11 protein-coding genes and 1 tRNA gene are annotated in these 13,473 nt (G+C 66.2%); 9 read left to right on the forward strand and 3 right to left on the reverse strand.

The annotated features are described in order from the left end of the window. Positions 1–108 precede the first annotated feature (108 nt). The 4 genes from ASF31_RS11960 to ASF31_RS11975 all read left to right on the forward strand — a co-directional run bounded on the left by ASF31_RS11960 (position 109) and on the right by ASF31_RS11975 (position 6,066). Entirely contained in the window at positions 109–873 is a 765-nt protein-coding gene (locus ASF31_RS11960) for a class II aldolase/adducin family protein (RefSeq protein ID WP_055754843.1), read from the forward strand. 185 nt (positions 874–1,058) lie between these two features. Next, on the forward strand, positions 1,059–1,643 hold the full coding sequence (locus ASF31_RS11965; RefSeq protein ID WP_369814642.1) for a hypothetical protein: 585 nt from the start codon (positions 1,059–1,061) through the stop codon (positions 1,641–1,643). A gap of 113 nt (positions 1,644–1,756) precedes the next feature. Beyond that, entirely contained in the window at positions 1,757–2,860 is a 1,104-nt protein-coding gene (locus ASF31_RS11970) for an efflux RND transporter periplasmic adaptor subunit (protein ID WP_055754844.1), read from the forward strand. Then, positions 2,860–6,066, forward strand: coding sequence for an efflux RND transporter permease subunit (locus tag ASF31_RS11975; RefSeq protein WP_055754845.1), 3,207 nt, complete (start codon positions 2,860–2,862; stop codon positions 6,064–6,066). Before ASF31_RS11970 ends, ASF31_RS11975 begins: the two co-directional genes overlap by 1 nt. A gap of 4 nt (positions 6,067–6,070) precedes the next feature. Here the strand turns inward: ASF31_RS11975 and ASF31_RS11980 are convergent, their stop codons facing one another. Next, positions 6,071–6,574, reverse strand: a complete 504-nt coding sequence (locus tag ASF31_RS11980) for a cytochrome c family protein (protein WP_055754846.1) — start codon at positions 6,572–6,574, stop codon at positions 6,071–6,073. A gap of 151 nt (positions 6,575–6,725) precedes the next feature. Here ASF31_RS11980 and ASF31_RS11985 point away from each other — a divergent pair, with 151 nt between their 5' ends. From ASF31_RS11985 to ASF31_RS11995, 3 genes are read left to right on the forward strand one after another with little or no spacing between them, the layout of a single operon-like run. Continuing rightward, the gene (locus ASF31_RS11985; RefSeq protein WP_055754847.1) at positions 6,726–6,992 is read left to right on the forward strand and encodes a FeoA domain-containing protein; all 267 of its coding nucleotides are present in this window, start codon (positions 6,726–6,728) and stop codon (positions 6,990–6,992) included. After that, positions 6,992–8,860 (forward strand): ferrous iron transporter B, encoded by a 1,869-nt coding sequence (locus ASF31_RS11990; RefSeq protein ID WP_055754848.1) that lies wholly within the window; start codon positions 6,992–6,994, stop codon positions 8,858–8,860. Before ASF31_RS11985 ends, ASF31_RS11990 begins: the two co-directional genes overlap by 1 nt. Before the next feature lie 33 nt (positions 8,861–8,893). Further along, the gene (locus ASF31_RS11995; RefSeq protein WP_055754849.1) at positions 8,894–9,658 is read left to right on the forward strand and encodes an A24 family peptidase; all 765 of its coding nucleotides are present in this window, start codon (positions 8,894–8,896) and stop codon (positions 9,656–9,658) included. Here ASF31_RS11995 and ASF31_RS12000 read toward each other — a convergent pair. Together ASF31_RS12000 and ASF31_RS12005 are read right to left on the reverse strand one after the other, a co-directional pair. After that, the gene (locus ASF31_RS12000; protein WP_055754850.1) at positions 9,655–10,281 is read right to left on the reverse strand and encodes a TetR/AcrR family transcriptional regulator; all 627 of its coding nucleotides are present in this window, start codon (positions 10,279–10,281) and stop codon (positions 9,655–9,657) included. The two genes, ASF31_RS11995 and ASF31_RS12000, sit on opposite strands and share 4 nt — an antisense overlap. A 21-nt stretch (positions 10,282–10,302) precedes the next feature. Then, positions 10,303–10,378 (reverse strand) — tRNA-Thr (locus tag ASF31_RS12005). 210 nt (positions 10,379–10,588) lie between these two features. Between ASF31_RS12005 and uxaC the strand changes: the two genes are divergently transcribed. Continuing rightward, the gene (gene uxaC, locus ASF31_RS12010; protein WP_055754851.1) at positions 10,589–12,004 is read left to right on the forward strand and encodes a glucuronate isomerase; all 1,416 of its coding nucleotides are present in this window, start codon (positions 10,589–10,591) and stop codon (positions 12,002–12,004) included. Next, a complete protein-coding gene (locus ASF31_RS12015; protein WP_055754852.1) occupies positions 12,001–13,470 on the forward strand; it encodes a mannitol dehydrogenase family protein in 1,470 nt (489 codons plus the stop codon). Before uxaC ends, ASF31_RS12015 begins: the two co-directional genes overlap by 4 nt. Positions 13,471–13,473: the final 3 nt, after the last annotated feature.

A 13,473-nucleotide genomic window follows, 5' to 3' on the forward strand; every position in this document is an offset into this window, starting at 1 on the left:
AGGCCGCTTCACGGGGTGACGTCACGTCAACGGCGGCCTTGTCGGCTTGACGACGCGACCGCGCGGGGTGACGGTTTGTAAAAGCCCATCCAGAGGCAGGAGGAAATCATGGCGGACGGAACCAGTCCCTCGATCAAGTCGCGCGTGTCCGAGGCCGAATGGCAGGTCCGCGTCGAGCTTGCGGCCCTATATCGGCTCGTCGCCCTGAACGGTTGGGACGACATGATCTTCACCCATATCTCGGCGCGCGTGCCCGGGCCGGAGCATCATTTCCTGATCAATCCCTATGGCTTCTACTTCGACGAGATCACCGCTTCGTCGTTGGTGAAGGTCGATCTGGAAGGGAACATCGTCCAGGATACGCCCTATTTCATCAATCCGGCGGGCTTCACCATCCACTCGGCCGTCCACGCCGCGCGCGAAGACGCCAAGTTCGTCATCCATCTGCATACAGTGAACGGCGTGGGCGTCGCCGCTCAGGCCGAGGGTTTGCTCCCCGTCAGTCAGAACGCGTGTTTACTACAGCATCAGGTTGCGTATCATGGGTATGAGGGGTTGGCCCTGAACCATGACGAACGCGAACGTCTGGTCGCCGACCTGGGGGACAAACCGCTGATGCTGCTGCGAAACCATGGCACGCTGGCGGTCGGGGAAACGGCGGCTCAGGCATGGATCGGCATCTTCTTCCTGGAAAGGGCCTGCGCGCAGCAGGTTGCAGCGCTGTCTGGCGGGCGCGAGCACATCTTGCTGGCGCCGGACGAAGCGCAGGCCGAAACCAAGGAGCAGGGGCGCGGCATTGGGTTCATCTCGTCGCTGGCCTGGCCGGGCGCTCTGCGACAGTTGGATCGCAAGTCGCCGGGCTACGACGCCTAGTTCCCGTTGTCGCGGGGGCGCTGGTCCTTGCGGCGCTGACACCGACTGAAGTCGTCGCCGGCGCCTGGGCCCAGCCAAAGGGCAAGGGCCAAGCCATCGTCAAATACGAGCGGCTGAGCGCCGACACGGGCTTCGACGCTGCTGGCGAGGAGCGTGATCTGCCTGGCCAGCGGCGCGACGCGACATTGGGTCTGTTCGCCGAATACGGCGTGGCGGATCGTCTGACGCTTCAGCTGAAGGCGGACCGGCAGGACGGCGAGGACGCCTTCGTCGATTACAGCGGGCGCGGCCCAATCGAGATCGGTGCGACCTGGCAGGTCTGGCGCGACGACCAGAACGCCGTCAGCCTTTACGGCGGCTATACCCAGGCCGGGGAGGGGCGCAACGCCGGCTATGCCGCGCCGGGCGTCGGCGATCACGATTGGGAGGCGCGCGTGTCGGTCGGCCGGTCCCTCGGCGAGATGGGCGAGCGCTGGGGAATGGACGGCGCATTCGTCGAGCTTCAGGCCGCACGCCGTCTGCGGGACGGCTTGCCGGACGAAACCCGCATCGACGCCACGGCGGGCGCCCGGATCGGCGAGGATTGGATGATGCTGGGTCAGGCGTTCGGCGGCGCGGCCGATGGCGGCGCGCGCTGGCTGTCCCTGGAAGCCTCGGTGGTGCGTGATTTCGGCGCCTGGAGCTTGCAGGCCGGATGGAGACAAACCGTCGCAGGCCAGGAGATCCCCATCAGCCGCGGGCCCGTTCTTTCGATCTGGAGACGATTTTAGGCAAGATTTCCGCGACGGAAAATGTGATCCGACACGTTACTGATACGTAACATTGCGCGCACTTCATTACCCGGTAATGCATGCGGCGTCCCCCCTGACCGAGAGACCCCCGCGTGATCAAACGTCACTTCTTCCTCGTCGCCGCCGCTGTCCTGCTTGCCCTGATGGTCGTCGCCGCCATCGTCAAAGTCTCCGCGGGAGATGAAAAGAAGGCGGCAGGGCCGGGCGGCGGTCGCGGACGCGGGGCGCAGCAGGTGTCGGAGGCCGTTGTCGCGCAGCGGCCCTTCTCGGATCAGATTCGCGTTTTGGGCGTGGCGCGCGGCGAGCGGTCGGTGAATGTCACCTCTTCGACCACCGAACTGATCACCCGCGTCCTGTTCGCGGACGGCCAGTACGTCTCGGCCGGCGCGCCACTGGTCGAACTCCAAGCGCGTGAAGAAGACGCGGCCATTATCGAGGCTCGCGCCAACGTCAATCAGGCCCAGCGTGAATACGATCGCTACAAGGCCCTGGCCGATCGGGGCGTTGCGCCCCAGGTCATGCTGGAACAGGCCGAGACCGGGTTGGAAACCGCGCGGGCGTCGTTGCAGGCGGCCCAGGCGCGTCGGGGCGACCGGGTGATCCGGGCGCCGTTCTCCGGGCGCGTCGGTCTGACGACGGTGACGCCCGGCACGCTGATCAACCCGGGCGCGGTGATCACGACGCTGGACGACACGTCGACGATCCGCGTCGATTTCCCCCTGCCTGAGCGCTATCTGAACCTGCTGCGTCCGGGCGCCCAGCTGACGGCGACGGCAGACGCCTATGGCGACGAGCCGTTCACTGGGCGGATCGCCCTGATCGACACGCGCGTCAACGAAACGACCCGCGCCGCAACCGCGCGCGCGGAGTTCCCCAACCCCGGCGGTCGCATCCGTCCCGGCATGTTGATGCGCGTGGCGGTCCAGCAGGGCCAGCGTCAGAGCGCCGCCGTGCCCGAGTCGGCCGTGCAATATGAAGGCGCCGGCGCCTTCGTCTATCGCATCGCGCCCGGCCAGAACGGCTCCACCGCGCAGCGGGTCGAGGTCGAGACCGGGGCCGTCGAGAACGGCTTTGTTGAAATCCTGTCCGGCATAGAGGCCGGCGACCGCATCGTCGGATCGGGCCTGAACCGTATTCAGCCGGGCGCACCGGTCAGCGTGGGCGGCCAGGGTCGCAAGTCGGGCGCCGCCAAATGATGCTGTCCGATGTTTCGGTCCGGCGGCCCGTCTTCGCGGCCGTCGCGGCCATCGTGCTGTGCGTCATTGGCGCGGCGGCCTTCTTCTTCCTGCCCGTGCGTGAACTGCCCGACGTCGATCCGCCGATCGTCTCGGTCAACACCAGCTACGCTGGCGCCTCGGCCGAGGTGATCGAGAGCCGGATCACCGAGCCGGTGGAGCAGCAGATCGCCGGCATCCAGGGCGTCGAACGCATCAACTCGACCAGCCGCGACGGACGGTCCAACGTGAACATCGAGTTCTCGCTGGACCGCAATATCGACGACGCCGCCAACGATGTGCGCGACCGCGTCAGCCGCGTGGTCGGCCGCTTGCCCGATCAAGCAGACCCGCCCGAAGTGGCCAAGGCTGATTCCGACAGCCAGCCGATCATCATCGTCTTCCTGCGCTCGACCAGCATGAACCGGCTGCAGCTAACCGATTACGCTGACCGCTATCTGATCGACCGGATGGCGACGGTGCCCGGCGTGGCCCAGGTCAACATCTATGGCGAGCAGCGCTATTCGATGCGCATCTGGCTGGATTCCGCCGCCATGGCGGCGCGGGGCCTGACGGTCAACGACGTCGAGACGGCCCTGACGAACCAGAACGTCGAACTGCCCGCCGGCTCGCTGGAATCGACGGACAAGGATTACACCGTCCGCGTGGCGCGCACCTACGCCCTGCCGGAAGACTTCCGCCAACTGCCCATCGGCACGCGAGGCTCGGCCTCGGCCTCAGCGACGGTCGCCACAGGCACGGGCAGCGGATCGTCGGCTATCATCCAGGGGCAGCCGACCTATGTGACGCGCCTTGGCGACATCGCCCGCGTCGAGGAGGCGCCGGAAGAAGACCGGCGTCTGTTCCGCGGCAACGGGATGGATCAGATCGGCCTGGCCGTGACCCGTCAGGCGCAATCCAACGACCTCGCCATCTCGGACGGCGTCCACAAGATGATCGAGGAAATCCGGCCGACATTGCCGCCGGGCGTGACCATCGAGGTCGGATCCGACAACTCGGTCTTTACCTCGCACGCGATCGACGAGGTCTGGATTACCATCGGCATCTCCATGGCCCTGGTGGCCCTGGTGAACTTCATCTTCCTGGGCAGCCTGCGAGCCGCGCTGATCCCGTCCATCGTGGCGCCGATCTGTCTGCTGGCGACCTTCATCGTCCTGGCGCCGCTGGGCTTCTCGCTGAACCTTCTGACGCTGCTGGCCCTGGTGCTGGCCATCGGCCTCGTGGTCGATGACGCCATCGTGGTGGTTGAGAACATTCAGCGTCGTCTGGATCTGGGCGAGCCGCCTCTGGTCGCCGCCGAACGCGGCGCGCGCCAGGTCTTCTTCGCGGTCGTGGCCACCACCATCGTGTTGCTGTCAGTGTTTGCGCCGCTGCTGTTCCTGCCGGGCTATGTCGGACGTCTGTTCGTCGAACTGGCCGCAGCGATCGCGGCGGCCGTGGCCTTCTCGGCTTTCTTGGCGCTCAGCCTGTCGCCGATGTTGGCCTCCAAAATTCTGCGACCCGCACACGGCGGTGGCTGGGTGGCGCGCAAAGTCGACTGGGGCATGGACCGGCTGAAGTCTTCCTATGGCCGGTCGCTGGATATGCTGTTGGGTCGTCGCATCGCCGTGATCGGCGTCGGCGCCCTGATCCTGCTGGTCGCAGCGGGGGCGGGCGGCATCTTCCTGACCCTGCCCAACGAGCTGGTGCCGGACGAGGATCGCGGCCGGGTTACGGTGCGCGTCGCAGGGCCCGAAGGCGCGGGCTTCGACTATACCCGCAAGATCATGCTGGGGTTGGAGCCTCTGCTGGCCGAATACAAGACCAGCGGCGAGGCCGACAGCTATCTGGTGTCCGCGCCAGGCTTCGGCGGCGGCAGCTTCAACTCCGGCAATGCGGTCCTCACGCTCGCCGACTGGTCCAAGCGCGACCGCTCGGCGGCCGAGATCGCTCAAGAACTGAACGGCAAGCTGCGCGGCCAGACGGGCGCCCAGGTCAATGCCTCGACCCCTGGCGCCTTCCAGCGCGGCGGCGGCAACTCCAACTCCATTGAACTGATCGCGACCGGCAGCGACTACCAGCAGATCTACGCCTGGCTCCAGCCGATGCTGGCCGCAGCCCAAGCCAATCCCGGCTTCTCGCGTCCACGCCTGAACTATGAGCCGAACTCGCCGCGTCTGCTGGTCGATGTCGATCCGCAAAAAGCCGCCGCGCTGGGCGTTTCCTCCCAGTCGATCGGCCGCACGCTGGAGACAATGTTTGGCTCTCGCCGCGCCACGACCTACATCAAGGGTGGTCAGGAATACGATGTCATCCTGCAGACCGAGCGCGACAATCGTCGCGAGGTCGCCGACCTGGAAGCCCTGTATGTTGCAACCGGGGGCGGCCAACTCGTGCCGCTGTCGGCCGTGGTCACGACCAAGACCAGCGGGGACACGCCGGACCGTCGCCGTCTGGATCGGCAGCGCGCGATCTCCCTGCAGGCCGACCTCAATCCCGGCACCACGATCGACGACGCGATACAGTTTCTGAACGCCGAGGCGGCGAAGCAGCCGCAAGGCGCCGTCGTCACCCAGTGGGGTGGGGCGGCGCGCGATCAGCAGGAGGCGGGCGGGGCGGTGTTCGCGGCGTTCGGTCTGGCGCTGTTGCTCGTCTTCCTGGTTCTGGCGGCCCAGTTCGAAAGCTGGATCACGCCTGCGGTCATCATGCTGACGGTGCCGCTGGCGGCGGCGGGCGGTCTGTTCGGCCTGCTGATGGCGGGCTCCAGCCTGAACATCTACAGCCAGATCGGCCTGATCATCCTGATCGGGGTGGCGGCTAAAAACGGCATTCTGATCGTCGAGTTCGCCAACCAACTGCGCGACCAGGGACGCTCGATCCGTGAGGCGATCATCGAGTCGTCGTCCTTGCGTCTGCGTCCGATCATCATGACCTCGATCGCAACCGCCTTCGGCGCTCTGCCGCTGGTGCTGTGGCAAGGCGCCGGCGCCGGCAGCCGTCAGACGATCGGCGTGGTGATCTTCACCGGAGCCATCTTCGCCACCGTCCTGACCCTATTCGTCGTACCGGTGATCTATGGCGTCCTGGCGCGCTTCACCAAGTCGCCCGAATGGACCGCCCGCAAGATCGAGGAGTGGGAAGCTCAGGAACTGCGCGAAGGCGGCCCCAAGGAACTGCCCGAGGCCTGACGGATCAGGCGGCGGGCGCAGGCTCCGGCTTGTAGCCCGTCTCCACCTTCAGGAAGGCGATGACGTCGCGGCGATCCGTGGCGTCGGGCAGACCAGGGAAGGTCATCTTGTTGCCGGGCAGGAAGGTGCGCGGGTTTTCCAGCCAGTGGTCCAGCTTCTCGGCGTCCCAGGTGAAGTTCGCCGTACGCATGGCGTTGGAATAGTTGTAGCGCGGGCGATCGCCCGCCTTGCGGCCGAACACACCGTACAGGTTTGGCCCCGCCATGTCCGGGCCGCCTTCGCCGATGGTGTGGCAAGCGCGACAGCGCGCAAACGCCCGACGCCCGTTCTCGAGATCGCCCGCATTGTAGGGGGCGGGCAGGGAGGCCAGCAGGGTCGCCTTTTCTGCATCCGTCAGCACGTGAACCGGCGCGGCAGGCGTAGTTGTGGACGGCTCGCCCTGACCACAGGCGGCCAAGGTCAAAAGCGGCGCCAGAAGAAGGGGTGCGACGAGGGCGTGGCGTGTCATGGCGGCTTCCTGTTTGCCTTGTGATACCGCAACGCGCCGGCGCGGCAATTGGTCAAGCTGTCCTGCTGGACGTAGCCCCCTCGCACCTGATAATCAGTGTCAAAGAAACGCGGAGCCGTTGGGGAGCGGCCTCGCCCGTGCGAGCGTAGAATTGACCGACACCATCAAGTTGAGCCAAGCCCGACGCGGCGATCGCGGCGTCATCGTTCAGGTGGGCGCCCATTGTCACCATCAGGGCGAGGCGGTCGAGCTGGAACGTCGTCTGCTGGAACTGGGCTTTGTCGAAGGCGCGCAGATCGAACTGCTGCACGAAGGTCTGTTCGGACGCGACCCCATCGCCATGAAGGTGGACGACATGCGCGTGGCCCTGCGTCGTCACGAGGCGGAAAGCCTGTCGATCCGGCTGGGCGCCGCCTGATGGACATTGCGCTGAAGACCGCTCGCGTCGCTCTGGTCGGCAATCCCAACAGCGGCAAGACGGCTCTGTTCAACGCCCTGACCGGCGCTCACCAGAAGGTCGCCAACTACGCCGGCGTGACGGTGGAGCGTAAGGAAGGCCTGATCCGCGCCGCCTCGGGCCGCACGATGTCGGTGCTGGACCTGCCCGGCACCTATTCCCTGCGGGCGCGCAGCCCGGACGAGGAGGTCACGCGCGACGCCGTCCTGGGGCGATTGGCCGGCGAGACGCCGCCCGACGTGGTGGTCTGCGTCGCGGACGCCACTAATCTGCGTCTGGTCCTGCGCCTGATTCTGGAGCTGAAGGCCGTCGGTCGGCCGATGGTTCTGGCGCTGAACATGTATGACATCGCCCAGCGCCAGGGCCTGCGCATTGATCTGGAGCGACTGCGCGCCGAACTGGGCGTGCCGATCATCACCACCGTGGCCACGCGCAAGCGCGGCATCGACGATCTGGTCGCCGCCATTGAGGACCAGGCCGCCGTCGCCGCCGTGACCGAAAGCCAATGGCGCAGTCCGGACGCCGCCGAGTTGCGAACGGCCGCCCGCGAAGCCGAGCGGATCATGAAGGCCTGTGTCCGCCCCCCCGAACGGCCCGACACACTCACCGGCAGGATCGACTCGGTGCTGTTGCATCCGGTCGGCGGGCTGCTGATCCTGTTCGCCCTGCTGTTCGTGATGTTCCAGGCCGTGTTCAGCTGGGCCGCGCCCGTGATGGACGGCATCGAGGCCGGCATCGCCTGGTTGGGCGGCTTGGTCGCCAATGTGCTGCCCGACGGTTTGCTGCAAAGCCTGATCGTGGACGGCATCATTTCCGGCGTCGGCAGCGTGCTAGTGTTCCTGCCGCAGATTTTGATCCTCTTCCTATTCATCATCGCGCTGGAAGACTTCGGCTATATGGCCCGCGCGGCCTTCCTGATGGATAAGATCATGGGCGGGGCGGGGCTGCACGGCCGGGCCTTCATCCCGCTGCTGTCCAGTTTCGCCTGCGCCATTCCCGGCGTGATGGCGGCGCGGGTGATCGATTCGCGGCGCGACCGCCTGACCACCATTCTGGTCGCCCCCCTGATGACCTGCTCGGCGCGCATCCCGGTCTATACGCTGATCATCGCCGCCTTCATCCCGAACGAGACGGTCTGGGGCTTCGCCAACCTGCAAGGCCTTGTGATGTTCGGCCTCTACGCGGCCGGCATCGTCAGCGCCCTGATCGTGTCCCTGCTGATCCGCAAGGTGTTTTGGCGCGGTGCGGTCGAGCCCTTCATGATGGAGCTTCCGGCCTACAAGACGCCGGACCTGCGCAGCGTCGGCTTCAATCTGTGGCTCCGGGCCAAGATCTTCCTCAACCGCGCCGGCCGCATCATCCTGCCATTGGTGATCATCTTGTGGGTGCTGGCGACCTTCCCCTACCCGCCCGAGAACGCGACCCTGCCGGCCATCGACTATTCCTTCGCCGGCATGTTGGGTCGGGCGCTGGAGCCAATCTTCGCCCCCATCGGCTTCAACTGGCAGATGGTCATCGCCCTGATCCCCGGCATGGCGGCGCGCGAGGTCGCGGTGGCTGCGCTGGGGACCACCTACGCCATCGCAGACGCCGAAAATGCGACGGGGCTTCTGGCCTCGACCCTGGCGTCGCACTGGTCTCTGGCGACGGCGCTGTCCTTCCTGGCCTGGTACATCTTTGCGCCCCAGTGCGTAGCGACCTTGGGCGTCGTGCGGCGCGAGACCAACTCGCTGAAATGGACCTGGATCATGATCGGCTACATGTTCGGTCTGGCCTATCTGGCGTCGCTGGTGACCTATCATGTGGCGGTGGCGCTCGGAGGCGGTTAAGCCTGAGCGGTTCGCCGCCTTCGGGACGTCTTGATGAATCCTGTACTCGCCGCCGCCGTCATGGGCGGGCTGGGCCTGATCGTCGGCAGTTTCATCGCCGCCGTCAGCGTTCGCCTGCCGCGCGACGAGGACATCGTCGTCGCCCGCTCGCGATGCCGGGGCTGCGATCAGACGCTACCTCCCTGGGAGCTTGTGCCGGTCTTCAGCTGGCTTGCCTTGCGCGGGCGTTGTGCGCGATGCCACACCCGGATTTCGCCGCGTTATCCCCTGATCGAACTGGCGTCGGCCGGCGTCGGGATCTGGGCCGGCGTGTGGGGCGCGACAGGCGGCGCCTCGACGTTCATGATCGCCGTCACGGCCGTTCTGGGTTGGCAGCTGTTGCTGATCGCCATCGTCGACGGTGAACACTTCTGGCTGCCGGATAGTCTGACGCTGCCCTTGATCTCGACAGGCGTCACGGTCGCGCTAATTCTGGATTGGAGCCTTGGCTTTTCCCATCTGATTGGCGCTGCCGTCGGGTTTTGTGGTCTGTGGCTGGTCGGCTGGCTGTATCAACTCGTCCGCAAGCGCCAGGGACTGGGGGGAGGCGACCCCTTCCTGTTCGCGGGGGCAGGGGCCTGGGTCGGCTGGATGGGCCTGCCCAGCGTGCTGCTGTGGGCCTGCGCGGTCGGGCTCAGTCTGGTCTTCGGCATTTTGGTGGTCCGGCGCAGCGTCAGCGGATCGGAGAAGCTGCCGTTCGGCGTTTTCCTGGCCGTCGGGATCTGGATGACCTGGCTGTATGGGCCGTTGGGCCTCTAACGCCCCGTCGTCAGCTTGACGATGATGATGGCCGCCGTATCCAGGATGGCTTCGGGCGTATCGGCCCGTCGCAACAGATCGAAACTGGCCGCCGTCGACTCCGCGATGGAGGCGATCTGGTAAGAGGCCAGACGCGGATTGTAGTCCTTGGGGTGCAGACCGCTGGCGTGGGCCTGGGCCACGCGGCGTTCGATGGACAGGTGAAGCCGGCGCAAACGGCGCACCCGGCTTTCGACGAAGGCCGCGTCGCCATTGTCCGCCAGCATATGTTCGACACGCAGCACCTGACCGTGGCTGCGCCAGATGGCCATCACATTCAGAATAAAGGCGCGCGCGATGACGAAGGCCTTGTCGCCCGGCCAGTCGGCCTGGAAATGCGCGGCCAATCCCTGGAAATCCGTCGCGGCGACCTCGCACAGCGCCAGAACAGGCTCTTCGACCGTCTTGAAATAGGTGTAGAAGTTGGACGGCGACACGCCGGCGGCCGAGGCCAGATCGGCGACGCGGATTTCCCCGTAATGCCGCTCGTTCAACAGGCGTTGGGTAGCGTCGAGGATCGCTTGGCGGGTTCTGCCGCCTCGCGCACCGATCTTGTGGCCCAGCTTGTTGGTTGTGTCGGCCATGTCCCCGATGGTCGAAAGGCGTGGTGCCGGCTGCAGGAATCGAACCCGCGACATCCAGTTTACAAAACTGGCGCTCTACCAACTGAGCTAAGCCGGCCCGCACGGGCGGTGAGCGGCCCTTATGTCCAGCCTCGCGCCCGGACGCAAGGCGCCAGCGCCGCCTTGCCTAAAATCCGACGTCCGACGCCGAAAACAAGCTGAGGTTCGATGATGGTAACCGGTGTCTTTTTGCGGTCCATGTTGTAGGCTTGTTGGATCAAGATCGAGAGGCGAACCAAGCCTCCGCCACGAGGCAATGAGAAACGCTATGGTTCATCCGCTCAAACTGAACCCTGATCGCCTGTTTCCGGCGGACGCCGACACCCGGGCGATCGCGCGTCGTCTGTATGGTGAGATCAAGGGGCTGCCGATCATCAGCCCGCATGGCCATACGGACCCGAGCTGGTTTGCGCTGAACGAACCTTTCGCCAATCCGGCCGAACTTCTGATTACGCCCGATCACTACGTCTTCCGCATGCTGCACTCGCAGGGCATGGCGATGGAGGATCTGGGCGTGCCGCGCGCCGATGGCGGGCCGGTCGAGAGCGATCCGCGAGAGATCTGGCGGCGCTTCGCCGAGAACTATCACCTGTTCCGGGGGACGCCTTCGCGGATGTGGCACGACTGGGTCTATGCTGAGGCCTTCGGCATCGACGTGCGCCTGTCGGCCGAGACGGCCGATCTTTATTATGACGTGATCGATGCGGCGCTGAAGACCGACGCCTTCAGGCCGCGCGCCCTGTTCGATCGCTACAATATCGAGGTCCTGACCACGACCGAGAGCCCGCTGGACACGCTGGAGCATCACAATACCATCGCAGCCTCGGGCTGGAAGGGAAGGGTGCTGACCGCCTATCGCCCAGATCCGGTTCTGGATCCCGACTACGAGGGTTTCCGCGACAATCTGAAAATCCTGGCCGAACAGACCGGCCGCGACACGCTGAGCTGGGACGGATACCTACAGGCCCTACGCGACCGGCGGGCCTTCTTCATCGAAATGGGCGCCACCTCGACCGATCACGGCCACCCGACCGCCTTCACCGCCGATTTGCCCAAGGCCGAAACCGAGGCCCTGTTCCGGCGTGTGTCGACGGCACCCGCCAGCGCCGCCGACGCTGAACTGTTCCGCGGCCAGATGCTGACCGAAATGGCCGCCATGTCGGTCGAGGATGGTCTGGTGATGCAGCTTCACCCCGGCAGCTTCCGTAACCACTCGGCCACCGTCTTCAACCGGTTCGGTCGTGACAAGGGCTGCGATATCCCGACCCAGACCGATTACGTCCGCACGCTGAAGCCGCTGCTGGATCGGTTCGGCTCGGACAGCCGTCTGTCTCTGATCCTGTTCACCCTGGACGAGACCACTTACAGCCGCGAACTGGCGCCGCTCGCCGGTCACTATCCGGCTTTGAAGCTGGGACCCAGCTGGTGGTTCCACGACAGTCCCGAAGGGATGCGTCGCTTCCGCGAGCAGGTCACCGAGACGGCTGGCTTCTACAACACGGTCGGCTTCAACGACGACACCCGCGCCTTCCTGTCCATACCCGCCCGCCACGATGTGGCGCGGCGCATGGACTGCGGCTTCCTGGCCAAGCTGGTGGTCGAACACCGGATGGAGGAGGACGAGGCCCACGAACTGGCCCACGCCCTGACCTATGGCCTGGTCAAGGCGGCCTACAAGCTGTGAGTAGACTGAACCAAGCCGGCCTGACGGGGCTGCCCGCCGACATCGCCGTCCCCGGCTACGACCGCGCCCAGGTGAAGACGGGTGTCGTCCATCTGGGCATCGGCGCCTTCCACCGCGCCCACCAGGCGGTCGTGTTCGACGATGCGATCAGGTCGGGCGATCCGCGCTGGGGTGTGCTGGGCGCTTCGCTTCGGTCGCCCGGCGTACGCGATCAGCTGAATCCGCAGGACGGGCTGTACACCCTGGTCGTGCGTGACGGATCGGACGATCATCTGCGGGTGATCGGCGCCTGCGCAGGCGTGATGGTCGGGCCGGATGACCCCGCCGCCCTGGTCGCCGCCATGGCCGACGCCGATGTCCACATCATCACCCTGACCGTGACCGAGAAGGGCTATCGCCTCGATCCGGCGACCGGCGACCTGCTTTTGAGCGACGCTGATGTCGCGGCCGATCTGGTTGATATCGCCGCGCCCCGCACCGCGCCTGGATTCATCGTCGCGGCGTTGCAGGCGCGAAGGGCGGCGGGGCTGAAGCCCTTCACCGTCATCAGTTGCGACAACCTTCCCCACAACGGCAAGCGTATCCGTGCCGGGGTCATCGCCATGGCGCGCCGGATCGACCCGTCGCTGGCGGACTGGATCGAAGCCGAGGGCGCCTTCCCCCAGACGATGATCGATCGGATTGTCCCGGCGACCACCTCCGACGACATCGTCCGCCTGACCGCGCGTCTCGGAGTCGAGGACCGGGGCATGGTCAAGGCCGAACCCTTCACCCAGTGGGTGATCGAGGACTGGTTCGCCGGCGATCGGCCCGACTTCGCGTCTCTCGGCGTGCAACTGACCGACGCGGTCGAGCCTTGGGAGGACGCCAAGCTGCGCCTGCTGAATGGCGCCCACTCGGCGATCGCCTATCTGGGCGCTTTGTCGGGTTACGAGCATGTCCACGAGGCCGTCGCCGTCCCCGCGTTCCGCGCCTATGTCGAGGCCCTGTGGGACGAGGCCGAAACGACGCTGAACCCGCCGCCGGGCCTGGACATCCCCGCCTATCGCGGGGCGCTGATGGCCCGCTTCTCCAATGCGGCTCTGATGCACCGCACGCGCCAGATCGCCATGGACGGCTCGCAGAAACTGCCCCAGCGCCTGCTGGCCGGCGCCGCCGAACGTCTGGCGGCGGGGCAGGGGATCGAGGCCATGGCCCTGGGAATCGCCGCCTGGATGAGATGGCAGTCGGGCGTGACCGAGAGCGGCGAGGCCTTCGTCGTCGACGATCCGCTGGCGGCTAAGACCGCCGAACTTCTGGCCGGCGCCAACAATGATCTGGCGCGGGTCTCGACTCTGCTGAGCCTGTCCGCCGTCTTCCCGCCTGCGTTGGCCGCCGACGACCGGTTCGTCGCAGCGGTCACGGGTACCTATCTGTCGGTCAGCCAGAACGGCGCGGTCGAGGCCGCGCGTCTGGTCGCGGAGTAGTCC

Origin of the sequence: Brevundimonas sp. Leaf280, from assembly GCF_001422455.1 — a bacterium.
Lineage (GTDB): Bacteria > Pseudomonadota > Alphaproteobacteria > Caulobacterales > Caulobacteraceae > Brevundimonas.

What these genes read in the sequence shown, in the direction of transcription:
- ASF31_RS12000 (WP_055754850.1), bottom strand. Translation starts at nt 10,281, where the DNA reads ATGGCCGACACAACCAACAAGCTGGGCCACAAGATCGGTGCGCGAGGC.
- ASF31_RS11995 (WP_055754849.1), top strand. Translation starts at nt 8,894, where the DNA reads ATGAATCCTGTACTCGCCGCCGCCGTCATGGGCGGGCTGGGCCTGATC.
- ASF31_RS11960 (WP_055754843.1), top strand. Translation starts at nt 109, where the DNA reads ATGGCGGACGGAACCAGTCCCTCGATCAAGTCGCGCGTGTCCGAGGCC.
- uxaC (WP_055754851.1), top strand. Translation starts at nt 10,589, where the DNA reads ATGGTTCATCCGCTCAAACTGAACCCTGATCGCCTGTTTCCGGCGGAC.
- ASF31_RS11980 (WP_055754846.1), bottom strand. Translation starts at nt 6,574, where the DNA reads ATGACACGCCACGCCCTCGTCGCACCCCTTCTTCTGGCGCCGCTTTTG.
- ASF31_RS11975 (WP_055754845.1), top strand. Translation starts at nt 2,860, where the DNA reads ATGCTGTCCGATGTTTCGGTCCGGCGGCCCGTCTTCGCGGCCGTCGCG.
- ASF31_RS11990 (WP_055754848.1), top strand. Translation starts at nt 6,992, where the DNA reads ATGGACATTGCGCTGAAGACCGCTCGCGTCGCTCTGGTCGGCAATCCC.